Below are 26,689 nucleotides of genomic sequence, written 5' to 3'. Positions count from 1 at the left end.
AGGCCTCACTTGATGGTGAGGCCTTTTTAATATGTTTATATGAATGAAAGATGGTCATATCGTTTGCTTAGAATTTTCTGATCATCTGCACCCAGCCATTTGCTTAATACAGTGGCATACACATTTTTGAAATCAACCTGGTACTTGAGATCTCCTTCATCAAGTTCATCCAGGTTGGGAATGGCATTGAGTATACCTGCCTGTTTCAATCCCCCACTCAACAGGAACATATTGTTTGCAGTACCATGATCAGTACCCCCACTTGCATTTTGTGAAACCCTTCTTCCAAATTCAGAGAATGTAAAGAACAAAACATCATTGAAGCGGTTAGCGGCTTTAAGGTCACTGATAAATGCTCCAACAGCATCATTCATTTCCTTAAATAATCTTTGTTGTTGCGCCTGTTGGTTGACATGTGTATCAAAGCTACTTAATGAAACATAATAAACACTGGTATTGATATCAGAGAATATCAGGGATGCGATGGTCTTGAGATTTTTGCCTAATTCAGTGTTTGGATAGTTGGCGGTTGTAGGGTGTAGTCTTGATTGCTTAAATATATAATCTGCAGAGGATATTGTTTCTGCCATCGTCTTGTATAAATACTCTACAGGTTTTTCATCATGATGATCAACATGTGTTTTAGCTACTTCCTTAAAGAACTTTTCATTGGCTGTTCCAAACAACCGTCTTGGATCCTTGCAGGCAAGGCCATTCATGTTGGCACCCTTAAGCGCCAGGCTCAGTACATCATCCACTTCCAAAGCCTGGGTGGGCCGGTCACAACCACTGCATTGCGCATCCAGATAACGGCCTATCCAGCCTGAATTAAAGTATTCATTGCTAGTGCTGCCTGTCTGCCAGATATCCATACTCCGGAAATGGGAGCGGTCGGGGTTTGGATATCCAACACTATTTAATATGCCCAATGAACCATCATGAAATGCGTCTGCAAAACAATTTAATGCAGGATGCAAGCCTATTTCATCTGTTATTGAAAGGGTGTTGCTTTTTTCAATGCCAAGTCGTGGACGGCTTTTGTAATAAATATCATTGCGTACAGGTATTACAGTGTTCAGTCCATCATTACCTCCACTTAACTGCAGAACAACCACCACTTTATTGCCCGGTGGCACAGTGCCGGGTTGCTCAAAGGCTTTTAGAAATTTAGGCAGGAAAAACGTAGCCGTAGCCAGGGAGCCTGTTTGTAAAAATTCTCTTCGTTTGATAATCATTTTGTTGATCTTTTTAGGTCACTGTTTTGGGTATGATCAGGCTAACACATCTGGTATTCCGGGATACTCATTAACTGAAGGGTGGCAGTCTTTAAGAAATTCTCCCTGCTGGCGGTGTCAGTATAATTTTTGATCAATTCAGCAGGAACCTGCATGCCTGATTGCAATACCACACCTGCTATATTTTGCATTAAAGATTCCCTGGGGATAGATTCAAAAATTTTAAAATAGGGTGTCCATTCTATTTCGGCATAGATAGGTTTGTTGCCCTTACCCATTCTCATTTGTTTGTTCTTTCCTGTTTCCTGGTCTTCCTTACCCATCATTTGATCGTCATCAATTTTGGGGTTTACATTTAGATCATCCCTTTCATTGATCAATTGAGGGATCCTTAGTCTCAACATTAAAGTTGAACTATCAATCCAGGTCTTTCCGCCTGGCCAGCCTGCCACATTGGGTGGATAAAATAATAATTGCCCTAGCAATCTTTGAAGGACCAGGAGTGATTCTTCATTTTCCAATTGCATTGGTAAAATGCGTTGAATACCTGCCAGCAGTTCAATGGGAGATTTAATTTTAACTCCAATGTTTTTATCATCATAGAACCAATCGCTGGTAAATATATCTTCCAACAGTTTGGATATATCATAATCATTTTGATAAAACCTATCCGAAAGCCAGTTTGTTTTTTCCTTGTCAACTATGTCGTTCACGAAGAACCGGTAGATCTTTTCCGTAATGAACCGGGCGGTTTGCTTTTGATCCAATAACATGTCCAGCACATCTTCCCCTTCAAAGTTTCCTGTCTTCCCGAATAATGATTTTGCACCATTGTCGTGCTGAAACTTTCGGAAGGCGAATTCCCCTTTGGCTGTTGCGCCCCAACCCGTAAATGCTCTTGCTGCTTCTTTTACATCCTGTTCTGTATAATGTCCCCTTCCCATTGTAAATAGTTCCATTACCTCCCTGGCAAAATTTTCATTTGGGTGGTCCTTTTTATTTTGCTGGGCATTTAAGAAGTTGAGTATAGCTCCCGACTTAGAAACTTCAAACAACAACGTGCGAAAATTGCCCAGTGCATTCTGGCGGATGATATCCAGTAATTGCTGTTGGAAAAAGATATTGATGTTGCGCGAAGCAAAATGGCCATGCCAGAAGAACGCCAACTTTTCCCTTAGTTGTGCTTCAGATTGAACCATTTCATTGAGCCAGTAAAGATTAAGGCTTTTCAGGTCGTCACGGTTTTGTTCTCTTACTTTCTTTCGGTCAACAGCTTCCAATTCCTTCTTTTTTTCCTGCCGGCCTATCTCACCTGCGCCCATGAACAAGCCTTTCAAATAATCATTGGCGACATCTATATATTCCGGTTTTTTGCTGGAGGCTTTTTGAAGTGCTTTGTAAAGCATCGATGGGGTAATTGACCTTAATTGATCTACCTGGCTGGCGGCGGGTCCGAAGCCTGCACGCCACATCAGGTGCTGATTCTTTAGCTGGGTGGAAGCCATAAACGGGTTTGGAATGTGACTTTTAAATTAGTGGTAAGTTTAATAAACGGAAATATAATACTAAGCCATGCATATTTTTTACATTTGGTAACCATGGGTTTCAGAAGTTATAAATATGCTTCTCCATTCCTGATCTATGCAGGTGCATTGGTTTCTTTCTTTTCGCATGGATGGATCATTTGGCTTCCTTTATTATATACCTGGGCTTTCATTCCCTTACTGGAATTATTCCTTAAACCAGATAATACTAATCTGTCGCAGGCAGAGGAAGAACTTGTAAGGAAAGATAAGGTATATGATATCTTATTGTATGTTATTGTGCCCCTCCAATACATTGCGTTGGCTTGTTTCCTGTTTTCAGTAAAAATTACTCCTCAACCGACAGTAGATATAGCGGGAAAAGTATTGGTGATGGGTCTTTTATGCGGAACTTTTGGCATCAATGTAGGGCATGAACTTGGGCACCGCGTGAATCCATTTGAACAATTCCTTGCACGCCTGTTATTACTTTCCTCTCTGTATATGCATTTTTTTATAGAGCATAATAAAGGGCATCATAAAAATGTTGCAACTCCCGGGGATCCAAGTTCTGCAAGGTTTGGTGAGATGGTTTATGCCTTCTTTTTCAGGACAATATTTTATAGTTATGCCAGTGCCTGGAAAATAGCAAACAGGGATACTCAAAAGAAAGGTTATTCAATATTTTCTTTACACAATGAAATGTTGTTGTACCAATTGATCCAATTGTTATTTATTGTTTTGATCCTGATCATATTTGGATGGTTCCCCACCTTATTATTTATTGTTGCTGCAATGAATGGAATACTATTATTGGAAACCGTGAATTATATAGAGCATTACGGCCTGGTAAGGAAGGCAATAGGTGAGGGCAAATATGAACGGGCCATGCCTGAACATAGCTGGAACAGTAACCATGTCATAGGGCGTGTAATGTTATTTGAGCTAAGCAGGCATAGCGACCACCATTATCTTGCTTCCCGCAAGTACCAGGTGCTACGCCATCATGAAGGTTCTCCACAAATGCCCACCGGGTACCCGGGAATGATGATACTGGCATTATTGCCACCCGCATGGTTTTTTATAATGAACAGGCGTGTAAGGGCTCTGCAGGGAAAATTAAATAGCGATATACTAAATGCACCAATGACTGCCTGATTCTATCAATGTAATTATTAGTCCAGGTTTCACGCCTACTACTTCCAATCTTCTTCTTACCTGCTATATAGATACTTCATGCTTTCCCCGTAACATATCCGTTGTATCCTCGTAGTATGCCCGTATGCCCACAGGGAAAGAACGGGGATACAACGGGGTTAGTACGGGGATACAACGGGTTTACATAGCTGCAGCCAGGAAGGAAGGTAGCAGTTGATATAACGTAAATCGACAGGAAGTTGCTTGATTATACACACAAAAAGAAGCCCCCTTTATTTGAAAAATAAAGAGGGCTTCTTATTATAAATCGATAGGTTTTATTTGCTCGCGTATTCCATTACGTATGCTGTTACTTGTTGTGCTTCTGTTTCATTCAACTTGGCCTTTGGTATCATTTTTTGTAATATACCATCCCATCTAGTTGTTGTGTAGGCAGTTACATCTTTAGTAGCATGACATTTGGAGCATTTGGTTGTATAAATGTTTTTGCCCTGCTCCACCAGTAAGGCATGAGCAGACACGCTGGTAGATTCAGGAGAAGCTTCAGTAGTTGAGGAACTGGTAGTAGTTGCCGGAACTGTACTGGAAGTAGATACTGTCTTCCTGCTACAGGCAAATACCAGTAAGGAAAAGGTGATAATTGTAATGGCTTTCTTCATGATTTTCGTTTATAGCTTAAAACTAAGGGCTGTTGATGAAAATACAAAAATGGTAACGTTAACAGATGTTAAATCATTTCACCTCCAAAATAGCCCTGGAGTGCCACTGGTAGTTTAATTCCGTTTTCATCCTGGTTATTCTCCAGCAGTGCAGCAAGGATCCTTGGTAATGCAAGAGAACTTCCATTTAAAGAATGCACCAGCTGGCTTTTACCATTGGCATCTTTATACCTTATTTTCATCCTGTTGGTCTGGTAACCTTCAAAATTTGATACAGAGCTTACCTCAAGCCATTTATCCTGGGCTGCACTATATACCTCAAAATCGTACGTAAGCGCCGAAGTAAAGCTCATATCGCCTCCACATAAACGTAATATGCGGTAGGGAAGCCCTAATGATTGTATGAGTTTTTCAACATGACTTACCATTTCTTCCAGAGTATCATAACTCATGTCGGGATGTACGAGTTGCACTACCTCCACTTTATCAAACTGGTGCAGGCGGTTCAGTCCACGAACATCCTTACCGTAGCTGCCGGCTTCTCTTCTGAAACAAGGGGTATATGCCGTCATTTTTACAGGCAATTCCGATTCTTTCAGTATCACATCCCTGTAAATATTTGTCACTGGTACTTCTGCTGTAGGTATCAGGTACAGGTTGTCCACTGTCACATGATACATTTGCCCTTCTTTGTCAGGAAGTTGGCCTGTGCCATAAGCCGAAGCCTCATTTACCATCAGTGGTGGCATATATTCAGTGTAACCTGCCTGTGTATTGTATTCCAGGAAATACTGGATCAGGGCTCTTTGCAGTTTGGCACCCTTTCCTTTGTAAAAGGGAAAACCACTGCCTGTAATCTTATTGCCTAATTCAAAATCTATCAGGTCATATTTTTTTGCAAGGTCCCAATGCGGTACTGCTCCTTTATAGAGCTCTGGTTTTGTTCCCCCGGTTCTTACGATCTCATTATCCTCCGGAGTTTTTCCTCTCGGCACCTTGTCGGAAGGAAGGTTTGGAAGGCGGATTAAAAGTTCATTGAGTTGTTTTTCCACGGCTTCCAGGTTTTCCTGGATTGGATTCAATTCATTTTTATAAGCCTCCACTTCTTTCTTTCGGGATGCTGCTTCTTCTTTTTGTCCCTTACTCATAAATTGACCTATGTCTTTGGAAGCAGCATTGATCTTTGCCTTTGTTTCATCAAAGCCAAAAGTTAATTTCCTGCGTTGATCATCCAGTGCAATGATCTCATCTACCAGGTTGATCTCTTTAAAATTCTTTATGGCTAAACGCTCTTTTACCAGTTCCGTATTGTTTCTTAATGTTGCCAGTTGCAGCATACCAGGTCTTATTTGCCGCAAAAATAAGTAACCGCGGCGGGGAATTGCCATTTGGTTGATCTTACAATTGAATTGACCTGATGATCCGGGTCTATTCGACAAGGCAAAAAAACAAATCAGGATATAATTTCCGAAACCTTAACTACCACGCACTTTACGATATTTGCAACTATGAATATAAACGATGACCTGCAGGCCAGGTGGTGGAAACTGGAGGAAAAGTTAATGGAGCGCTTCGAAAAAAAGCCTGACGTGGAAAGCATATTGTTTTTAATAGGAATACAGGAACTGGGTGATGTGAGGAAGAACTTTACCAAAGAACAAAAGCAGGACCTGATGCATATAGCTATATGTACCATACTTGGTCCCAGTGGATACTATGAACTTTCCAAGGTGGACGAGGAAGGCTGGCCTCATTTTAATCAATTAAGGCCAATGCCGGATATGCTGCCACACGAACAGGAAAATTTTTTGAAAGACCATATCCTTTTATATTTTCAAAATAATGGCGGCTTATGAAAAGAAGGACAGGGTTAATATTTGTTTTCATTTCTTTATTTGTCACCTATGTAGTTGGTCAGCCTGATGTAAAGCTTAAACGCAAGGACCGTAAAAGAGACGTTGAACTGTTTACAACTGCAGGGAATATTGTACTTCGATTGTATGATTCCACTCCATTGCATCGGGATAACTTCCTGAAGCTGGTAAAGGCACATTATTATGACAGTATGTTGTTTCACCGGGTGATCAAAAATTTCATGATTCAATCAGGTGATCCCGAAAGCAAAAGAGCCGTTGCCGGACAACCCCTGGGTAATGGTGGGCCCGGGTACTTGATTCCTGCTGAATTCCGGCCTTCCCTGTTTCATAAAAAGGGAGTGCTGGCTGCCGCAAGAACAGGTGATGATGTAAACCCTGAAAAGCAAAGCAGTGCCAGCCAGTTTTATATTGTGCAGGGCCGGCAGTTTACAGATAAGGAACTGGACTCGATAGAAATTGTAAGACTTAAAGGCCGTAAACTTCCCGAAGCACATAGGGAAGTGTATAAGACAACCGGCGGCACCCCTCAATTGGATCAGAACTATACCGTATTTGGGGAAGTGGTAAAGGGCCTGGATGTGGTAGATGCCATTGCAAACACTGCAACAAGCAAAGGCCCGGATAAAGACCGGCCATTACAGGATATCAGGATCATAAAGGCCACATTGGTGAAACGTAAAAAATGATTATAGCCTATAATTATTTTTAATTCTTTTGATCTTAGGTTTAATATTGCAGGATTAATCTTAAATCATAGGTATGAATTTCCCAGAAAGCTTACGCTATACAAAGGAACATGAATGGATCCGCCTGGAAGGTGATGTGGCAACTATTGGCATTACAGATTTTGCCCAGCATGAATTGGGCGATATTGTATATGTGGAAATAGAAACACTTGGACAGGAATTGAAAAATGGTGATGTATTCGGTACCGTGGAAGCGGTGAAAACCGTTTCTGACCTGTATTTACCTGTAGATGGCAGCATTACAGAAATCAACCCAAAGCTTAATTCTAACCCCGAGTTGGTAAATACTGATCCTTATGGTGAAGGTTGGATGGTGAAAATGAAAGTGAACAGCGCTGCTGATGTCAACAATTTGATGGATGCTGCTGCATACCAGGGAGTTGTTGGATAAGCAAATCCAATCATAAGCTTCTTTCGTATATTATCCAGATTTAATTATTGCATATCACCAACTATTGGGCATCAAAATGACATATGGGGAGCAGGAGCTTATTGCTTCTTTACGCCATAAGGATGAACAGGCCTTTAGTTATTTGTATGACCATTATTCCGGTGCTTTATATGGAATTATCTGCCAGGTTGTGGGTGACAGTGAACTGGGAAATGATGTATTGCAGGAAACCTTTGTCAATATCTGGCGCAGGATAGAATCTTATGATGAAAACAAGGGAAGACTCTTTACGTGGATGTTGAATATCGCCCGTAATGCGGCCATTGATAAAATGAGATCGAAAGGCATGCAGCAAGCGCAAAAACAGGTAGCTATACCTAACAACGATTCGCTGCCTCTGAGCGTGTCTCCCCGGGTAGATGATTTTGGATTAAAGAAAATAATTTTGAAACTGAAAGATGAGCAGAGACAGTTAATAGACCTGTCTTATTTCCAGGGCTTTACGCATGAACAAATTGCCAAGGCCCTGGATATGCCGTTAGGAACAGTGAAAACAAGAATCAGAACAGCATTAACACAATTGAGATCATTACTGTCTTAGAGTGAATATTAAGGAATACATATCAAGTGGCATTATAGAAAGCTATGTTCTTGGTCTTGGTACCGAGCAGGAGAGCCAGGAATTTGAAAAGCTTTGTGCACAGTATCCTGAAATAGCTGCTGCCAGGAATGAATTTGAATTGGCGCTGGAACAGGAGCTTAATACAAATACAGTAGCTGTTCCCTCCCATATCAAGCAAAGTATTGCCAGCAAGATATTTATACATGACGAGGATGTTCAGACGGGTAGGGAAGTCAGTATGGAAACCAGTCCCCGCACCATTTCCATATGGAAATGGGTGGCTGCAGCTTCTTTTATATTGTTGGCAGGTTCAGCATTCTGGGCAGTAAAAAGTTCTCAAAACGCCAGGCGGCTGGAAAGTGAACGTGTTGCATTGCAACAGCAGCTTAGCAGGACAGAAAAGGAACTAAATGCGATGAAAGAAGAAGCTTCCATCATGCAGAAGCCTGATGTGAAAATGGCTTCCATGCAAAACGTTTCCAATCCAATGGTCTATGCCACTATTTATTGGGATACCACAAGTAAAGATGTGTACCTGATGGTAAATAACCTTCCCAAGCCTGCTTCGGATAAACAATACCAGTTATGGGCCTTATTAGATAATAAGCCAATTGACCTGGGAATGGTAGAAGCCAGGCAGGATCGTTTACTATACCGTATGAAAAATGTACAGAATGCACAGGCCTTCGCAATAACACTGGAACCTAAAGGTGGCAGTTCCACACCCACAAGCGCTCCACTAGTTCTGAGCAAGTTATAATGCATTACGCTTGTTTTTAAGCCTTTTGAAATTCTTTAATATTTCCAGCCAGGCTTTTATTGATCTGGTATTTTCAAAGATCCTTGATTAGATTGCACGCAAAAAAATGTTCCAGGCAAATTGGCTGAAATCAAAGGTATTAGCGATAGGTTGGTTACTCCTGATGTGTATTCTATTTGTGATACCAGGCTCAGCCCTACCTGAACAAAACTGGTTTGCTGATATTCAATTGGATAAATGGGTGCATATTGGATTATTTAGTGTGTTGGTTTTCCTGTGGGCTTCAGCTTTTGACTTAGGCTTACCCTCCTATAGCTGGATAGTTATAGCCATAGCAATACTATATGGATTAGCAGTTGAGTTTGTACAGAAAACATGGATCCCTAACAGGTCATTTGATCTGTATGATGTTGTTGCTGATGCAATAGGAAGTATTGTTGGGTTAATAGTTTGGTTAAGGACGAATAGAAAAAAATAAACCCCTGTAGAAACAGGGGTCGCAACCAAAACTAACTGCTTATGAGAAAATTGACTGCTTTATGTGAGAAGAACTAAATTATTAAACGCAAATATGTTGCCAATTGTTTCCGGGTAATTGTTAAGGGTTTTTAAAACAATTAAAGAACGATTGGTAATAAGTAAAAGGAAAAAATGGTGCCAATTTGCCTGGTAAACCCAATTTGTAGTGATAAGTAGGGTAATTACATAAAATCCTTACTTTTCACTGACAAACTACTAAGGGTAAACCCCTTCCATGAAGCTTTTTAGTTGGAAAATCTGCGGGAAAATAAATCTACAAAGGAAGATCAACTTATACCTGTTTGACCATTTTTTCTGCATTTTCAGCAAACTGAAGTGCATCTATCAATTCCTGGATTCCTCCATCCAGTACTTCCTGTAAATTATACAATGTAAGACCAATACGGTGGTCAGTAACGCGACCCTGCGGGAAATTATATGTCCTGATCTTAGCAGAGCGATCTCCGGAACTTACAAGACTTTTACGGTGCCTGGCGATCTCTTCCTCCTGCTTACGGACCTGTTCTTCGTATAATTTGGTACGCATCATTTGTGTGGCCTTTTCCCTGTTACCCAGCTGTGTACGTTCTGTCTGGCACACGACCACAGTGCCGGTAGGGATATGCGTCAATAATACCTTGGTTTCAACCTTGTTAACATTCTGGCCTCCTGCACCACCACTCCGGGCTGTTTCCATTTTCAGGTCACTTTCCTTTAGCTCAAAATCTACTTCTTCAGCCTCGGGCATTACGGCTACAGTGGCAGCACTGGTATGTACCCTTCCGCTGGCTTCAGTGTCAGGTACACGCTGCACCCTGTGAACACCGCTTTCAAATTTCAGGGTGCCATAAACTTCTTCTCCCACCACTTCAATCTGTACTTCCTTATAGCCACCTACAGTGCCTTCGTTTTCTGATAATAGTGCGGTTTTCCAACCCCGGCGCTCGCAATACCTTAGGTACATCCTTACCAGGTCGCCGGCAAATAAACTGGCTTCATCTCCACCAGTGCCGGCCCTGATTTCCAGAATACAATTTTTATCATCCTGGGGATCTTTAGGTATGAGCATCTGGCGGATGCTGTTTTCCATGCTTTCTTTTTGCTCTTCTGAAGAGGGCAGTTCCATCTTAGCCAATTCTCTCATTTCTTCGTCCGAACCATTCAGGGCTTCCCTGTAAAACTCTATATCATCCAACACCTTCCTGTAATTGTTATAAGCTGTTACTATTTTTTCAAGACTACGGTATTCTTTGGATAGCTGTCCAAACTTTTTATTGTCTCCAATAATCTCAGGATTGGTAAGGGCAACGCCTAAATCATCAAATCTTGCTTTTATAGCTTCCAGTTTATCAAGCATGGTAAAAATTGGGGGGCAAAATTACGTCGCAGGGTTTGAATAAGAACGTTAAGAACAGTGTATTTTAGAACCCTGATGAACTACAGGAAGATAAAGGCCGATAAACTCTTTGATGGATCCCAATACCTGGAAGGGAAAGTCCTGGTGATGGATGATAGCGGAATCGTTGAAGAAATTGTACCCCTGGAGCAGGCGGGCGAAGACATAGAAACAAGGAAAGGGATACTCTCGCCAGGCCTGGTAAATTGCCACTGTCACCTTGAATTAAGCCATATGCGTGGATTGATACCGGAAAAGACAGGGTTAGTGGATTTTGTTTTTAAGGTTGTAACAGAGCGTTTTCATACAGAAGAGGAAATTGTTAGGTCTATCAACAATGCTGAAGATGAAATGCTCAGGAATGGGATTGTTGCTGTTGGAGATATTTGTAATAACACGCATACGTTGGTGCAAAAGAAAAAGGGCCGCATGAGGTACTATAATTTTATTGAAGCCAGTGGATGGGCACCATCCGTGTCCGGAATGCGTTTTGAAAGAGCCAGGTCTATTTACGAACAATTTGAATCTTCAGGAACAAATAATAAAAACGCTATCGTTCCTCATGCACCTTATTCGGTTTCTGATGCACTTTGGCAAAATATCCAGCCCTGGTTCGAAAACAAAGTAGCCAGTATTCACAACCAGGAAACGGCCTTTGAAGATGAATTTTTCATTTCGGGAGGAGGCGATTTTACCCGGATGTACCGGTTAATGAATATTGATAATTCTCATCATTCACCTACCCGGGCAACAAGCCTTCAAAGCTATTATCATTGGTTAAAAGGCGCCAGGAACCGGCTATTAGTGCATAATACATTTACTGGTGAAGATGATATACAATTTGTTATAAAATCCCACCAGGAAAGAGAGGATAGTAGTGAAAACAGATATGAGAATTCATCAACTTATTTCTGCCTTTGTATAAATGCCAACCAATACATAGAAGATGCATTGCCTCCTATAGCATTGCTTCGAAACTACCATTGCAATATTGTATTGGGCACAGATAGCCTGGCCAGCAATTGGGCACTGGATATAATGAGTGAGATCAGGACAATACGGAAACATTTTCCGGACATTCCATTAGAGGAATTATTGAAATGGGCAACCAGTAATGGCGCTAAAGCATTAACGATGGAAAAAGAGTTGGGCAGCTTTGAAAAAGGCAAGCAGCCGGGAGTGATATTGATCAATGAAAATGACCTTTCCATCCAAAGATTGATATGAATCCAGGCATATACAAATTACCTGGCAAGTTCCCTTAAAACAGGAAGGGTTTTTAAACTGCCAAAATCCTGGATATTAATGGCATAAAATAATTCGACCCACTGCAGCAGTTTCCTGCGGAATTCATGATTTAATTGCAGTTCTGCCAGGTCTGCCGGTTGCATGGTCTTTAAAAGCTGTGAGATCACCTCTGCTTCCTTTCCTTCCAGGTAGTTGGCATGTTGGGGTTGGGTAGTAACAAACCTGCCTTCCTCCAGGTCAAGGAATTGATGGGTAGAAGAGTATTCATCACTGATACGGAAACCAAAAAATACAGCCAGGTGAAGGCCAAAGAATAAAGGCATGTTCGCCGCTACAGTTGGTGTTGCCCTGTCAAGTGCAAGTAAAGCGTCTTCAGTGAAATAAAAAAGATCCGGATTTGGCTCCGGTTCTTTCAAAGCCTTCGTGAGTAATTCAATCATAAAGACAGCTACGGCATTCTTCCAGACATCGGAAAAAATGTGCTGGTATAGCTGGTCCCATTTGTATTCCTTTAAACGCTGCAGGTTTTTAAATTCATTGTGATAAGCAACCAGTTCAAGGATGGCCGATGGTTGGAACATGGCAGATTTGGAGGATCCTTTTTTTGAAGCTGTTCGTACACCATTAACCATGTAAGATTGCAATCCAAACATTTCTGTAAATACAGTGACAACAAGACTTGTTTCACCATATTTGACACTGCGCAGTATTATACCTTTTGTTGTCTGGATCATAACCTTATGTGTAACGCTTCTTTCCTGTTTGTAAAACCATTTATTCGTTACCGATAAATACAATTCTTGTAACTGCTTTTTGTTGTTGCTGGTCGTCGGAAGCTATTACAATATAAATGCCACTGGCAACTTTCCTGCCTTTATAATCCCTGCCATTCCAAATGGCCTGCCCTCCTAAACTCCGGGTTTGATAAACCAGCCTGCCATTCAATTCTGTGATTTTGGCAATGCTATTTTCCGGTAACCCTTTTATAGCTATAGGTCCATTATAGCCTGGTGGTACAGGGTTTGGGAAAACCAATACATTTCCCTGTTCTGGCTGCGCCTCTGTAGCATCACTCCTGTAACTGCAAATGCCTTTATCTGTAGCAAAGAAAACTTCACCCGTTTTTCCATCTACAGCTATTTCAACGACATTGTTGCTCAGCAAGGGACTGTTCTCTACTGTAAAATGTACCAACACTTTATCACCTTCAGTGTTCACCAGCCATGCCCCGGTACTGGTTGCTATCCATTTTCTGTCGGCACCATCCACCACAATACTTTTTACCACCTCGCCCTTGAAAAGGTAATTGGCAAAGCCGCCTTCTTTGATTACAGGCCAAATAGCTTCACAACCAGAAGTAAAGGCCTCAGTTGGACATTGGATCACCCCTATACCATTGGTTGTGCCAACCCAGATAAATCCATTTTTATCTTTTGCCAGGGAAGTGACATCATTAGAAGGCAGGTTGCCTGAGCCGGTTCCTGATCCATACAATTTCCATTTGTCATCTGAAGTATTGTCTATTGTGCCATTATCATTAAAAAGCAATAAGCCATTGCCCAATGGTGCCTGTATCCATTTTTGAGAGGCATCATCTATTATGATCCTGCCGACAGCATTCAGGTTAAGGTTTAAAGGTATGGTATAGGATTGCCAGGTGCCATCATTTTTGAGTACATGTAAAGGATGGTTTGCGCCAAAATTGCTTATCCATAAATTATGATCCTGGTCGAAAGCCAGTCCGGATATCCTGTAACTACCCGGATCGCCGGGCATAGCTTCGAGCGGACTATCCTGTTTATAGATCTTAACGGTATTGTTGTCTCCCAGGTAAACCAGGCCACCACCAAAAGATCCGGCCCATAAGGTTCCGTCACGCTGATCTGGTGCAATAGCAATGATATCAAGAACCGTGTCGAGAGCTTTGTTATGATATTTGTTGAAGGATGTCCAGAAACCATTATTTAACCGGTAAACACCATTGGGGTTGTATTGATAGTTCCATGAATCATTAACCGCACCTGCAGCCGCATAAAAATTGTTATTATCAACCACTAGTTGTCCTGAGGCTATATTGTCTGGTGAATTTAATTTATACACCTCAGTAGGGGTTCCGTTTGTCCACCTGGAAAGTCCACCGTATAAGTCAGCAACCCAATATTCATCATTGACAGCTATAGCGTTTTCAGGCATGGCTATAACATTTTGTTGATTTAATTCAGTGACGATAGTTCCATTGGCATCAATTGCAATAACCCGTGCCTCGCCTGTTGGTTTGATTTGACTTATCAACAGTTTGTTTGCGGATGCATTAACAGAAGCAACAGGCCAGCCATTGGAGAAAAAGGGCACGAATCCCGGTCCTTTTTCAATAAATAGTGTATCATTTTGAAGGACCACTATGGTGTTATTAAAATTCAAAACAGCCTTTGCTGCGGATCCGGAAAGCCCTTTTGTACCTGAAAGATTGACCCAAGAAGAAAAGTTTGCAGGATTGCTGGTAGTAACAGAAGTGGTTTTCAATCCTTCCTCGGTAGCCGCGTAATAATTTCCATTCGATATAGTGAACATATGGGTTTTAACGGGGCCACCATTTTCGCCAAGGATCCATGAATCCCTGATCTCATACTTTGCACCATCCACTACTATAACTCCAAGCCCCGTGGAAATATATCCAAGCTGCTTATCAGTATATATGTGGTAAATGTTTTTATCACCCGTGACCACCTTTCTTTTTAGTTCAGGTATGTTGTGAATGCCTTTATCGTCAATAATATCAATATTGCTGTTAGAATACCCTACATATAGCTCGTTGGCGATTTCATCATATTGTATCACTGAAACTCCTGTTTCACTAAGACCAGAAATTTTACTCAGTCTTGTAATTTCATTCGTTTGGCGATCTATGCTAAACAAACTATACTCTGTAGCTGCATATACTTTATTGGTTGACGCAGTCACATCAATTGTTCCCTGGTAAGGAAGATGTTCTCTCCACATGCCTATGGAAGGAAGTGGTTGCTGGGCAATACTATGTTGCGAAATGAATAATAAAACCAGAAGAATCCTATGCACTTTTCAAAGCTAAGTGTAATAGAAGAAAAATATCGATTGAGATGGATGTTATAATGAAGGATTAATGAAGCCTGCCGGCTATTTGTTATAAGGTTCTTTCACCTAGGCCTTATAAACTCTTCGTATATTTCCTTTCTTTGCCCTTCAAACAGATGATAGATGTGGAATATTCTCGGTAAAGGCATTTTACGTTTTGGGATGGTTTTTTTGGTGGTATTACTGGTGCTCACTTCCTTTTTTGGATGGAAGGCAAGTAAGGTTAGCCTGAGTTACGAATTCGCAAAGGCTATTCCTGTTAATAATCCCAAGTATAAAGAATACCAGGAGTTCCGTAAAAAGTTTGGCGATGATGGTAACCTTATGGTGATCGGCATAAAGTCGACCGAACTTTTCCAGGCCTCACTTTTTAATCAATATCATGCCCTTCAAAAGCAGTTGAAGCAGGTAAGGGGAGTGGATGATGTAGTATCTGTTCCTTCGTCCATTAACCTTGTAAGAAAAGAAGGCGAGGAAAAACTCCAGGCATTGCCTGTTTTTCGGGATACTGTTCTCAACCAGGCAGAAATTGACAGCAGCGCCTCTGTTTTTTTGAGCCTGCCATTTTACAAAGGCCTTCTATATAATGCTGAAACTAAAACATGGTTAATGGGAGTCAGGCTGAATACGACACTGATCAATTCAGCGGAAAGGACAGCCATTGTGAAAGATATTGTGAATAGGGGTGATCAATTTGCCAGCCAAACAAAGACTGAAGTTCATTATAGTGGGCTTCCCTATATCAGAACGATCATCAGTGACAGGATACAAAAGGAAATGCGGTTCTTCCTGATCGCTTCCATTTTACTATCCGCATTCATACTATTGCTGTTTTTCCGTTCTTTAAGTGCCATGATGATATCGTTGGCTGTTGTTATCATCGGGGTAATCTGGAGCATAGGTATACTAGATATCTCCGGGTATAAGATCACTATATTGACAGCGCTTATTCCTCCACTTGTAGTGGTGATCGGTATACCCAATTGTGTTTATTTCCTTAATAAATACCATACATCTTACAGGGAATCAAAAGACAAAAAAGAAGCTATCATTTCCATGATCAGTAAAATGGGTATTGTTACCCTCTTTTGCAATATTGCGGCTGCCATTGGCTTTGCAGTTTTTGCATTGACAGACAGTGCCATTTTAAAGGAGTTTGGAGTGGTGGCAGGGATCAGCATTATGAGCCTGTTCTTTATTTCACTGGTGCTCATTCCGGTTACCCTGAATTTTTTGCCACCACCTAAAGAAAGACATACCCGCTACCTGGAAAACAAATGGTTACAACAATCTCTTGACCACCTGGAAAAATGGTCACTAAACCACAGGAAAACAATATATGCTGTTACCTTAATTATTCTTGCAATTGCAGTAGGTGGTATTCTTCGCCTGAAAAGCGTAGGCTATATTGTAGACGACCTACCTAAGAATGACAGGGTGTATACCGACCTAAAGTTCTTCGAAGAGAACTTTAAAGGAGTGATGCCATTAGAGGTACTTGTTGACACAAGGAAAAAATATGGAGTTACCCGCAACTTAAACAACCTTAGAAAGATCGATTCTTTCGTGCAATACCTGGCGGCCAAGCCCTATATAGGAAGGCCCCTGACAATTACGGAAGGTTTAAAATTTGCCAGGCAGGCCTTTTTTGAAGGAGACAGTTCAAGTTATGCCATGCCCGGTGAAAACGACCTGCTTGCTTTAAAGCCATACCTATCGCCGAATAGCCAGGACAGTTCTAAAAATTCTCTATCGAGACTTGTGACAAGTTTTATGGATAGTAACCGCCAGCAGGTAAGGATAAGTGTCAGCATGAAAGATATTGGTAGTGCAAAGCTGCCTATTGTGCTGGATAGCATAAAGAAACGTTCGGACCAATTGTTTGACTCTTCAAAATATGATGTTCAGTTTACCGGTACCTCCATAACTTTTCTCGAGGGGACCAGGTTTATTATCAATGGGCTCACAGATAGTGTGATCTGGGCCTTTGTTTTAATTGCCCTTTGTATGTTATACCTATTCCGCTCATGGCGTATTCTTATATGCTCTCTTATTCCTAATGTAATCCCTTTGATTATAACGGCAGGAATCATGGGATGGGCCGGAATAGCTTTAAAGCCTTCAACTGTTTTGATTTTCAGCGTGGCGTTGGGAATCGCTATTGATATCACTATTCGATTCCTGGTGAATTATAAGCAGCAATTAAAGCCAAACAATTATAATGCGGCACAAACCGTTATAGATACCATTCACTCCACAGGTCTTAGTATCATTTATACCTCCGTAGTGTTGATTGCAGGATTTGTTGTGTTCTGTTTTAGTGGCTTTGGCGGCACTAAAGCATTGGGTTGGCTAACATCACTCACACTTGTTACCGCCACTTTGGCCAATTTGGTGTTATTGCCTGCCTTGTTACTTACTTTTTACAGGAAACAATCAGGCGCGAAAACAAATTAAGGACAAACATATCCTGTTATAACTGAGATTTTGACGTCAAATTTGGTCGTTTGGACGATTATATAAGATATTCAGTTAATGATCTTTGCACTTCCTATTAATTTAGTGCAGCTTTTAAAAGATGTTGTTTGTCTTGAGTGGGTTAGTTTTTATGTGGCCCTTTGAAAACAGATAGGATTTTTATAACCAACTGCAATGCCTATGAGAATTTATGCCAGTTACATTTTGCCCTTAATGACATTGTTTAACCTGTTACGGGTAGTATTCTCCATTTTTTATTTGGGATTTGAATAATAGTTAAACCTTTTTGTGTAAAACAAAGAACGAAAAGAAATAACTAATCATAAAATAATGTGTAATAAAATAATCAACTAATACAAATATTGATTGTTTAAGTTTTAAAACTTAAATAATACTGAGTTTATTGATTTGGGTTTTCGCTTTATAGGGGTTTGTACTTAAATATTAAATATTATTCATAAAACTGAATTTGTAATCTCTTAACAATTAAATTCGTGCGTCAAAATAGAATGGGTTTTAGGTCTATACTTTCTCAGATACACTCGTATTTACCAGAGGTTGTTGTTTTGAGGTCACCAAAAGGCTGCGCCACATCTATAATTATTTTTTAATTTAAAATCAAACATGAGAAGACTATTGTTCATCATGCTGGGAGTGCTTATGGCTAGTACCCAACTCCTGGCACAAAACCGGACTGTTTCCGGAAAGGTTACTGATCCCCAGGGAGCAGGAATACCAAATGCTTCTGTAAGTGTAAAAGGAACATCTTTCGGTACTATCACAAGTGCTGATGGTAGTTTTAGTTTATCCGTTCCTGCCAATAACAACACACTTGTTATTAGTTCTGTAGGATACCAGGATCAGCAAATTGCTATTAATGGTAAGACTAGCTTTACTATTTCCTTAACCTCGAATGAGCAGGCAATGAGCGAAGTAGTGGTTACAGTGCCTTATGGTACTGTAAGGAAGAAGTCATTTACAGGATCTGAAAACACTATTACCGCTAAGTCAATAGAAAAACAACAGGTTACTTCCGTAACCCGTGCTTTAGAGGGTTTAGTACCAGGAGTAGTTGTTACGAATGGTGGAGGTGCACCAGGCACCGGAGCTAGTATAATGATCCGGGGAGTTGGTTCAGTAAATGCTACCAGTTCACCATTATATGTATTAAATGGTGTTCCTTATGATGGTTCTATCAGTGCTATTTCCACTGATGATATTGAATCAGTTACCATATTAAAAGACGCAGCTGCTGCTGCACTTTATGGCTCAAGGGCTGCCAATGGTGTTGTAATGATCACAACTAAGAAAGGTAAAAAAGGCAGATCTAATGTCACAGCCACTTTCCGCAAGGGTTATATGAGCCGTGGTATTCCTGAATATGACAGGGTGGACTCAAAACAATACTATGAGTTGTTCTGGGAAGCATATAAGAATTCTTATATAGCCCAGGGACAATCACCTGCCGCTGCCGGAGTTTCTGCTTCAAACGTATTAACAGGTTCCAGTGGCCTGGTTTATAATGCTTATAATGTTCCTGGAAACCAACTAGTTGATCCTGTTACAGGTAAGTTGAATCAAAATGCTCAACTTTTATATAATGAAAGCTGGGAAGATGCACTTTTCCGCACAGCTTCGAGAACAAATGCAACAGTAAGTGTTTCAGGTGCTGGTGATAAAACAGATTATTATTTATCTGCTGGTTATTTAAATGAAGACGGTATCGTTAAGTTTTCAGGGTACAAGCGTTATAATTTACGTTTAAATGTAAATGCCTCTGCAACGAGCTGGTTGACAACCGGAATGAATATTGATGGTTCCGTTGCGCAAAGAAAAGATGTGCCAAGTGGTGGAACTTCCACTACCAATCCATTTTACTTTACAAGACAGATGGGACCTATTTATCCTGTCTATCAACATAACCTGACAACTGGTGCATTTGTATTTGATTCAGCTACAGGCAAGTCTGCATTAGATTGGGGCGTTCCCGCACAGATGGGTACAAGACCTTATGCAGGTAATTCCAATCTGTTAGGATCTTTGAATTTAGATGATCGCTCCAGGAATATATTTAATGGTAATGCCAACACGTATGCAGAGATCAAGTTCTTACAGGATTTCTCTTTAAAAACAACATTAGGTATTAACTATTTCGGTAACGATATTACTTCTTACCAAAATAACCAATATGGTGATGCTGCTCCTTCTCCTGGTTTAACAAATGGTGGTAGGTCTACAAAGACTGATGATCGCCAGATTTCTCTGACAGGTAACGAAGTATTGACATGGAGTAAATTATTAAGTGGTCGTCATAATGTGAGAGCATTAGTTGGTCACGAAAATTATAAATACCAGTATAGTTATGTACAGGGCTCTAAATCAGGGTTCCAGTTCCCGGGTCAATCCGAGCTTGATAACGGAGCCACTACTTTATCACCTGCGAGTTCCCAGGTAGATAATCATAGAATTGAAAGTTATTTTGCCAACGTAAACTATGACCTGGATCAGAAATATTTATTGTCAGGAAGTTTCCGTACAGATGGTTCTTCCAGGTTTCGTGATTCAGTAAGATGGGGTAAGTTTTATTCAGTGGGCGCCAGCTGGAGGGTTTCCCAGGAAGAGTTCCTGAAGAATGTTAGCTGGGTTAACGAATTAAAATTAAGAGCCAGTTATGGTGAGCAGGGTAATGAGAACATTGGATTGTTCTATCCTTACAGGGAATATTACTATGCTGATGGTAGTGGAAGCTATACTGCTCCAACAAGACCTGTAAATACAGACCTGCTTTGGGAAACTAATAAAACCTTTAATGTAGGTTTAGATTTCGCCATTTTGAAAAACAGGCTACAGGGAACAGTTGAATATTTCAACAGGCAGTCTGATAATCTTTTATTTGACGTACCTCTTCCAACATCTTTAGGCTTTGCAAGTGTTTATAAGAATGTTGGAACTATGAAGAATTCCGGTATAGAGCTTCAATTAGGTTATAATGCAGTAAGAAATAAAAATTTTGATTGGAGAATAGATCTGAACCTGACTCATTTCAAAAACGAGATCACTAAACTTCCGGCCGCTCAACAAGAAAAAGGTATTGTTACTGGTACTAAGAAATTATCAATAGGCCATGGCATTTATGATTTCTGGTTACCAGAGTTTGCTGGTGTAGATGCTTCAAATGGTGATGCATTATATTATAAAGATGTAATGGGGACTGATAATAAGCCAACAGGTCAAAGGGTATTAACCAATACATACAGCCAGGCAAGCTTCTATTATTTTGGTTCCGCTTTGCCTGATGTTTCCGGTGGTTTGACAAATGCTTTCCGATATAAGAATTTTGATCTGTCTTTCTTATTAACCTTTGCCTATGGCGGCCAGTTTTATGACGGCAACTATGCCAGTATCATGCACCGTGGTTCTCCGGGAACAGCATGGCAAACAGATATCCTGAACAGGTGGCAAAAGCCAGGGGACGTTACAAATGTTCCAAGACTGCAGAGTGGTATTGCAGGCCAGGATGGAGCTTCGTCAAGATGGTTAGTAGATGGCTCCTATTTAAATATCAAAAATGTTACACTTAGCTATACCATTTCAACTGAAGTTGCTAAGCGTATGCACGTAGCAGGCATCCAGGTATTTACAAACGTAGATAATGCCTATTTATTTACAGCTAAAAAGGGAATGGACCCACAGCGCGCTTTCACAGGTACTGCTGATGCAACGTATACGCCATTCAGAACTATGACCGTAGGTCTGAATTTTAATTTATAATTAGAAAAACATACAAATGAAACAAACATTTAAATATATTTCACCACTATTGTTGATGTTGATGGCAATGGTTGGATGCAAGAAAAGTTATCTTGAAACTACTCCATCAAATGGTGTGACGAAAGAAACTCTTTTTACCACCTACAGTGGAATATCATCTGCGCTTCAGGGCATTTACAAGGAACAATTCCAATATGGAATAGCAGGAAGCACCGGCCATGATAATTTTGGCCAAAAAGCCCTTGATATTACTGCTGATCTGATGGGTAATGATATGGTTGTCCATTCTGCAGGATATAGCTGGTTCAACAGGGATTATAATTATTCAGAGCAAGGTGTAGCCACAACAGGACGACGTTCTGATATAGCATGGTATCTATACTATGATATCATCAAGCAGGCGAATAATATCATCAAGAATGTTGATGCTGTTGGAAATGCAACAAAGGAGCAAAAAGAAGATGTGAAGGGACAGGCTTTAGGCTTGAGAGCTTATGCATATTACAATTTGATCAACTGGTTTCAACAGACCTATAAGGGAAATGAATCAAAGCCAGGCGTTCCTATTTACAATGAATTATCTACCAATGCAGAACTTATAACTGGAAATCCAAGAGCTACTGTCCAGGCAGTTTACAAGCAAATAGTATCTGATCTAACGCTTGCTGAAACTTTGCTTACAGGAAAAACTCAAGCTTTAAAATCGGCCATTGATATTCATGTGGTACAAGGTCTAAGGGCCAGGACAGCATTGATCATGGAAGATTGGGCTACTGCAGCTTCTTACGCAAATAAGGCCAGGCAAGGCTCTACCTTAATGAATGCAACTGAATATGTAGCATTATCTGCTTTTTCTTCAGTAAATAGCAAAGAGTGGATGTGGGGATCTATCATTCCTGCGGACCAGGCAACTATTTATGCTTCTTTCTTTTCACATATGGATATTCGTACCGGTGGTTATGCTGCCCTGGGGGGTCAGAAAAAAATCACTAAGGCTTTATATGATCAGATACCAACTGGAGATGTAAGGAAAACGGTATTTAGAACACCTGCTTCCACATCAACTTCAAATCCTCCATATAACCAGTTAAAATTCCAGGTGCCTTCTACTGCCAATAAATGGGAAGCAGACTACCTGTATATGAGAGCATCTGAAATGTATTTAATAGAAGCAGAAGCACTGGCACGCCAGGGCCAGGATGCGCAGGCGCTATCAGTATTGGAAACTTTAGTTAAAGCCAGAAATCCAGCATATAGTGCTTCAGGATTAAGTGGCACTGATTTATTGAATGAGATCCTTTTGCAACGTAGAATTGAATTATGGGGTGAAGGTTTTTCATTGTTCGATATCAAGCGTTTGAAGACTGGTTTAAACAGGCCTAACGGAACTGGAAACCACGGTGCCCCAAGTTTTGATCCAGGAGTGTACACTATGCCTGATGCTGATCCAAGATTCTTATTAAGGATCCCTCAACGCGAATTAGATAATAACCCGAGCATGACACCTGCGGATCAAAATCCGTAAGATTATAACACAGATAAAAAGTATTTCATCATATGAGTAACAATATTTTTAAAATATTCTTTGCAGCCATTGTTCTTTTTACAATAGGGGCATGCAAAAAGAATAACCTTGTCATTGACAAAGAGGTTATTCCGCCGAGCTTTGCAAAATTTAATGCAACCACGCTGACTTCTACATATTATGTGAGCAGCGCCAATACACCATTCAAAATTCCTGTAGGTATCACTGCGGTTGCAGATAAAGACAGGACTGTAACCTTTACTTATGCATCTCCGACAGGAGCTGCACAAGGAACGCAATATACAGCTCCTACTTCTTTGGTAATCCCCGCTGGTAAAGCTTTGGATTCGCTTGCCATCCAGGGAATATATGCTGGTTATCCTTCTTCATCAAAAATTGACACACTTAAGGTTACGATTGCAAGTGGAGATGTAGCTGCCAATGCCTACAATAACGTGTATACAGTTATAATGCGCAAATATTGTGATGTAAATGGTGCTAATCTGATTGGGGATTATGCTAATTCAACAGACACATATAATGGTGGCGCAAGTTCCAAGCCTAACTATACAGCTACTGTTTCCAACTGGACACCGCTTACACCCACTTCGGCTTCAGTGATCATCAAAAACCTGGGTGCCACATCTGATAATGGATGGGGCCCGTTTGCTCCTACAGATGGAGCTATAACTCCAGGGTTAACGGCCACTTTAGATTGGAGTAACCCTGCGAATTTTTCTGTTACAATTCCGCAACAGAATTATTTTGGAAGTGGTTCAGCTATTTCAACAATTACAGCTACTGGTACATTTTCTTCTTGTGATAATACATTTAATATTGTTGCAAAAGTGAAATATGCAGGTAATGGTAGTACATATACTCATACCTCTATATTCAGAAGATAACAAACTTTAAAAGCAATTAAAAATCCCGCCTGGACCAACAGGCGGGATTTTTTTTATGGATACAATCAGGTAAAGACAGATAGCTATTTCAATACTTGTTGTAATGTATTTTCCAGGTCTTTTCCTCTCAAATCTTCTCCAATGATTTTGCCAGTTGGATCTATCAGCACATTGTAAGGAATGCTCCTGACATCATACAGGGCGGCTGCTTCGCTCTCCCAATACTTCAGGTCACTTACGTGATTCCAGGAAAGACCATCATTTTTGATAGCTTGTAACCAGGCAGCCTTATTTTTATCAAGTGAGACGCCAAGGATGGTAAAATTCTTATCCTTGAACTGGTTAAAGGCTTTAACCACGTTAGGATTTTCCTGCCTGCAAGGAGCGCACCAACTGGCCCAGAAATCTACCAACACATATTTTCCCTTGAAGGAAGAAAGAGACACCGGCGTGCCTGTTGTATCAGGAAGCGTAAAATCTGGCGCCTGTTGCGAACGCTGGTTCTTTTTTAATTCATTGAATGCAGTGCTGCCAGGGAACTTAGCTGAGGATTTGTTAACTACTTCGCTTACTTCCATATTATTCAATGGCTTCAAACCCAATTGTTGGGTAAGCCGTTGGTAATTACCCAATGCATATAATGCCAATACAGGGCTGCTGGCATCATCTATGAACCGTAGGGTATAATTCTTAAGTTCACCTGTAGCTGATTCATATTTGCTGAATGGCGTGTTCACAATACTGTCAGGCGATTTTATCTTTAAAAGAGAATCTATCTCCCTGCCCAGGTCATAAATATTTTTGGCCTGGTGCATGGTTGATTTATCAAAATCAATGATGCCCTGGCTGGCTTTTGAACCATTGACTGAGTAGGGTTCTGATTGGTTCATCAGGTCCGCATGTACAGTAATCTTTTTTGAGTCATTGATAAGTACAGCAAATGGATATGGATTTTCATTTACGCGCAGGCTATAAATAGATTCCTCTTTTCCAGTCGCTGAGAGTTTAAAGGAGCCATCTTTTTGTAATTGCGAGGAGTCAATAATGACAGGGGCGGAGCCCGCAGGGCTTTCCTGTAAATAGATCATTTTCGCCGTGCTATTTTTAACTGCGCCATCCACAGTAAAGGAATTTCCGTCCTTTTTATTATTGCACGAAAGCATACCAATAAAAACAATCGAAACGAGAACTTTATTCATTAATCAAGCATTTAATTTTTCAATGATCTTTTCTGTTACAAGTTTGGCATCCACTTTCCCACCTGAAAGTTTCATCACCTCGCCTACAAATAAACTAAGCAATCCCTTCTTCCCCTTTTTATATTCTGTTATTTTTTGCGCATGTTTCTCTAATGCGCTTTGAATTAACATATCTATTTGTGATGCAGAAGTTTCTAATCCAAGACTATTTGACTTAATATACGCATCAATATCCAAGGTTGGATCTTTCGTTATTTCTGGAAATATCTTCTGGCTGGCAATACCAAAACTGATAGTGCCGGCATCTATCAGGTTGATAAGTGAAGCAATAGTGTTGGGAGGGACATTCAATTCATCAATTGAAACTTCCGCCGCAGCCATGTAATTCTTTACAGGACCAATTGTCCAGTTGGCAGCTGCCTTATAATTATTGGTACTCTTAATAATATGTTGGAAATAGACTGACAATTCAGTATCATTTGCGAGTTGTGCTGCATCATATTCAGTTAATTGATACTGAATCATGAAAGTTTCTTTAATTTCTGATACAGGCATTGGCATTCCCATACGAATGGTTTCAATCATTTCATCAGATATGTAAAAAGGAGGCAGGTCTGGTTCAGGAAAGTACCTGTAATCATCTTCATCTTCTTTGGTGCGGATGGCATAGGTAGTAAAATCAGATTCATTCAAACCCCTCGTTTGTTGTAAAATGGGCTCACCACCTTGATGCATGCTTATCAGGCGCTTGCTTTCGCTTTCAATGACTTTTTTTACATAGCGTATGGAGTTCAGGTTTTTTACCTCCACCTTGGTGCCAAGCTTCTGATCGCCTTTTTTACGTACGGAAATATTGACATCACAGCGCAGGCTTCCCTGTTCCATATTGCCATCGCAGATACCTAAATGCCGAACCAGTTTCCTCAGGTTCGTTACATATGCAAAAGCTTCTTCTGCACTCCTTAGATCAGGCTCTGTTACAATTTCCAATAACGGCATGCCTGCCCTGTTATAATCAATGTTAGTATAAGGACTTTCTTCATCATGCAGGCTCTTGCCGGCATCTTCTTCCATATGTATCCGGTTCAGGCGTATCTTTTTTATTTCTTTGCCCACCTGCACTTCCAGGTAGCCGCCTTTGCAGATAGGAGTAGTATGCTGTGAAACCTGGTAACCCTTTGGCAGGTCAGGGTAGAAGTAGTTCTTTCTGGCAAAATAATTATGTTGCACAATATCGCAATTACAGGCCAGCCCCAGTTTTACAGCCATTGCAATCACTTCCCTGTTCATTTTTGGTAAAGTGCCTGGATGGGCCAGTGATATGATACTTACCTGGGTATTTGGTTCTTTTCCAAAGACGGTACTATCACCACAAAACAATTTGCTCTGTGTAAGAAGCTGGGCATGCACCTCAAGGCCTATCACTATTTCGTAATCCTGTATTTCAGACATTCGGTCAAAATTAATCCATTTGCCCAAGCCCATCATAGTACAAAAAAACCGGCCTCCAATGGAGACCGGCCTATGCACATGAGAATGGAGAATTTTATATCTAGTACGGAAATC

Annotated in this window: 21 protein-coding genes; 12 read left to right on the top strand and 9 right to left on the bottom strand. The window is 40.6% G+C overall.

Going from position 1 to position 26,689, the window contains the following annotated elements; all coding sequences use genetic code 11:
- Positions 1-35 precede the first annotated feature (35 nt).
- Entirely contained in the window at positions 36-1,235 is a 1,200-nt protein-coding gene (locus BP74_RS08130) for a DUF1501 domain-containing protein (RefSeq protein ID WP_496372903.1), read from the bottom strand.
- Positions 1,236-1,276: 41 nt separating this feature from the next.
- The gene (locus tag BP74_RS08125) at positions 1,277-2,740 is read right to left on the bottom strand and encodes a DUF1800 domain-containing protein (protein WP_496372901.1); all 1,464 of its coding nucleotides are present in this window, start codon (positions 2,738-2,740) and stop codon (positions 1,277-1,279) included.
- Between the two features lie 93 nt (positions 2,741-2,833).
- Here BP74_RS08125 and BP74_RS08120 point away from each other — a divergent pair, with 93 nt between their 5' ends.
- Positions 2,834-3,916, top strand: coding sequence for an alkane 1-monooxygenase (locus tag BP74_RS08120; protein ID WP_496372899.1), 1,083 nt, complete (start codon positions 2,834-2,836; stop codon positions 3,914-3,916).
- Positions 3,917-4,233: 317 nt separating this feature from the next.
- Here BP74_RS08120 and BP74_RS08115 read toward each other — a convergent pair whose 3' ends face one another.
- Together BP74_RS08115 and serS are read right to left on the bottom strand one after the other, a co-directional pair.
- Positions 4,234-4,575 carry a c-type cytochrome gene (locus BP74_RS08115; RefSeq protein ID WP_496372897.1) on the bottom strand — a complete coding sequence of 114 codons (342 nt, stop codon included), beginning with the start codon at positions 4,573-4,575 and terminating at the stop codon, positions 4,234-4,236.
- Between the two features lie 68 nt (positions 4,576-4,643).
- Positions 4,644-5,963 (bottom strand): serine--tRNA ligase, encoded by a 1,320-nt coding sequence (serS, locus tag BP74_RS08110; RefSeq protein ID WP_496372895.1) that lies wholly within the window; start codon positions 5,961-5,963, stop codon positions 4,644-4,646.
- 120 nt (positions 5,964-6,083) lie between these two features.
- Here serS and BP74_RS08105 point away from each other — a divergent pair, with 120 nt between their 5' ends.
- From BP74_RS08105 to BP74_RS08080, 6 genes are all read left to right on the top strand, one after another.
- Complete coding sequence (locus BP74_RS08105) at positions 6,084-6,431, top strand: hypothetical protein (RefSeq protein WP_496372893.1); 348 nt, start codon at positions 6,084-6,086, stop codon at positions 6,429-6,431.
- Positions 6,428-7,138 (top strand): peptidylprolyl isomerase, encoded by a 711-nt coding sequence (locus BP74_RS08100; protein WP_496372891.1) that lies wholly within the window; start codon positions 6,428-6,430, stop codon positions 7,136-7,138. Before BP74_RS08105 ends, BP74_RS08100 begins: the two co-directional genes overlap by 4 nt.
- Positions 7,139-7,211: 73 nt before the next feature.
- Positions 7,212-7,589: a glycine cleavage system protein GcvH gene (gene gcvH / locus BP74_RS08095; protein WP_496372889.1), complete on the top strand. Its 378-nt coding sequence runs from the start codon at positions 7,212-7,214 to the stop codon at positions 7,587-7,589.
- 76 nt (positions 7,590-7,665) lie between these two features.
- Positions 7,666-8,190 carry an RNA polymerase sigma factor gene (locus BP74_RS08090; protein WP_496372887.1) on the top strand — a complete coding sequence of 175 codons (525 nt, stop codon included), beginning with the start codon at positions 7,666-7,668 and terminating at the stop codon, positions 8,188-8,190.
- 1 nt (position 8,191) lies between these two features.
- Positions 8,192-8,971: an anti-sigma factor gene (locus tag BP74_RS08085; RefSeq protein WP_496372885.1), complete on the top strand. Its 780-nt coding sequence runs from the start codon at positions 8,192-8,194 to the stop codon at positions 8,969-8,971.
- Positions 8,972-9,077: 106 nt separating this feature from the next.
- Complete coding sequence (locus BP74_RS08080) at positions 9,078-9,449, top strand: VanZ family protein (protein WP_496372883.1); 372 nt, start codon at positions 9,078-9,080, stop codon at positions 9,447-9,449.
- A gap of 333 nt (positions 9,450-9,782) precedes the next feature.
- On the opposite strand, the gene prfA is transcribed toward BP74_RS08080, so the two are convergent.
- Entirely contained in the window at positions 9,783-10,847 is a 1,065-nt protein-coding gene (prfA, locus tag BP74_RS08075) for a peptide chain release factor 1 (protein ID WP_496372881.1), read from the bottom strand.
- A gap of 75 nt (positions 10,848-10,922) precedes the next feature.
- On the opposite strand from prfA, the gene BP74_RS08070 reads away from it, so the two are divergent.
- Positions 10,923-12,113 carry an amidohydrolase family protein gene (locus tag BP74_RS08070; RefSeq protein ID WP_496372879.1) on the top strand — a complete coding sequence of 397 codons (1,191 nt, stop codon included), beginning with the start codon at positions 10,923-10,925 and terminating at the stop codon, positions 12,111-12,113.
- A gap of 17 nt (positions 12,114-12,130) precedes the next feature.
- Here the strand turns inward: BP74_RS08070 and recO are convergent, their stop codons facing one another.
- Positions 12,131-12,868, bottom strand: coding sequence for a DNA repair protein RecO (gene recO, locus BP74_RS08065; protein ID WP_496372877.1), 738 nt, complete (start codon positions 12,866-12,868; stop codon positions 12,131-12,133).
- Positions 12,869-12,908: 40 nt separating this feature from the next.
- The gene (porZ, locus tag BP74_RS08060; RefSeq protein WP_496372875.1) at positions 12,909-15,209 is read right to left on the bottom strand and encodes a type IX secretion system anionic LPS delivery protein PorZ; all 2,301 of its coding nucleotides are present in this window, start codon (positions 15,207-15,209) and stop codon (positions 12,909-12,911) included.
- A gap of 159 nt (positions 15,210-15,368) precedes the next feature.
- Between porZ and BP74_RS08055 the strand changes: the two genes are divergently transcribed.
- From BP74_RS08055 to BP74_RS08040, 4 genes are all read left to right on the top strand, one after another.
- Positions 15,369-17,702 carry an efflux RND transporter permease subunit gene (locus BP74_RS08055; RefSeq protein WP_496372873.1) on the top strand — a complete coding sequence of 778 codons (2,334 nt, stop codon included), beginning with the start codon at positions 15,369-15,371 and terminating at the stop codon, positions 17,700-17,702.
- Between the two features lie 645 nt (positions 17,703-18,347).
- A complete protein-coding gene (locus BP74_RS08050) occupies positions 18,348-21,494 on the top strand; it encodes a SusC/RagA family TonB-linked outer membrane protein (RefSeq protein WP_496372871.1) in 3,147 nt (1,048 codons plus the stop codon).
- A gap of 16 nt (positions 21,495-21,510) precedes the next feature.
- A complete protein-coding gene (locus BP74_RS08045; RefSeq protein ID WP_496372869.1) occupies positions 21,511-23,019 on the top strand; it encodes a RagB/SusD family nutrient uptake outer membrane protein in 1,509 nt (502 codons plus the stop codon).
- A 32-nt stretch (positions 23,020-23,051) separates the two neighbouring features.
- Positions 23,052-23,924 carry a hypothetical protein gene (locus BP74_RS08040; protein WP_496372867.1) on the top strand — a complete coding sequence of 291 codons (873 nt, stop codon included), beginning with the start codon at positions 23,052-23,054 and terminating at the stop codon, positions 23,922-23,924.
- A gap of 83 nt (positions 23,925-24,007) precedes the next feature.
- Here the strand turns inward: BP74_RS08040 and BP74_RS08035 are convergent, their stop codons facing one another.
- Complete coding sequence (locus tag BP74_RS08035; protein ID WP_496372865.1) at positions 24,008-25,123, bottom strand: redoxin domain-containing protein; 1,116 nt, start codon at positions 25,121-25,123, stop codon at positions 24,008-24,010.
- Between the two features lie 3 nt (positions 25,124-25,126).
- Positions 25,127-26,575: an Asp-tRNA(Asn)/Glu-tRNA(Gln) amidotransferase subunit GatB gene (gene gatB / locus BP74_RS08030; RefSeq protein ID WP_496372863.1), complete on the bottom strand. Its 1,449-nt coding sequence runs from the start codon at positions 26,573-26,575 to the stop codon at positions 25,127-25,129.
- Positions 26,576-26,689 lie beyond the last annotated feature (114 nt).

This window comes from Flavisolibacter ginsengiterrae DSM 18136, assembly GCF_059568575.1.
Note: the sequence above shows the minus strand (reverse complement) of the source record. Positions and strands in the feature narration are given on the sequence as shown.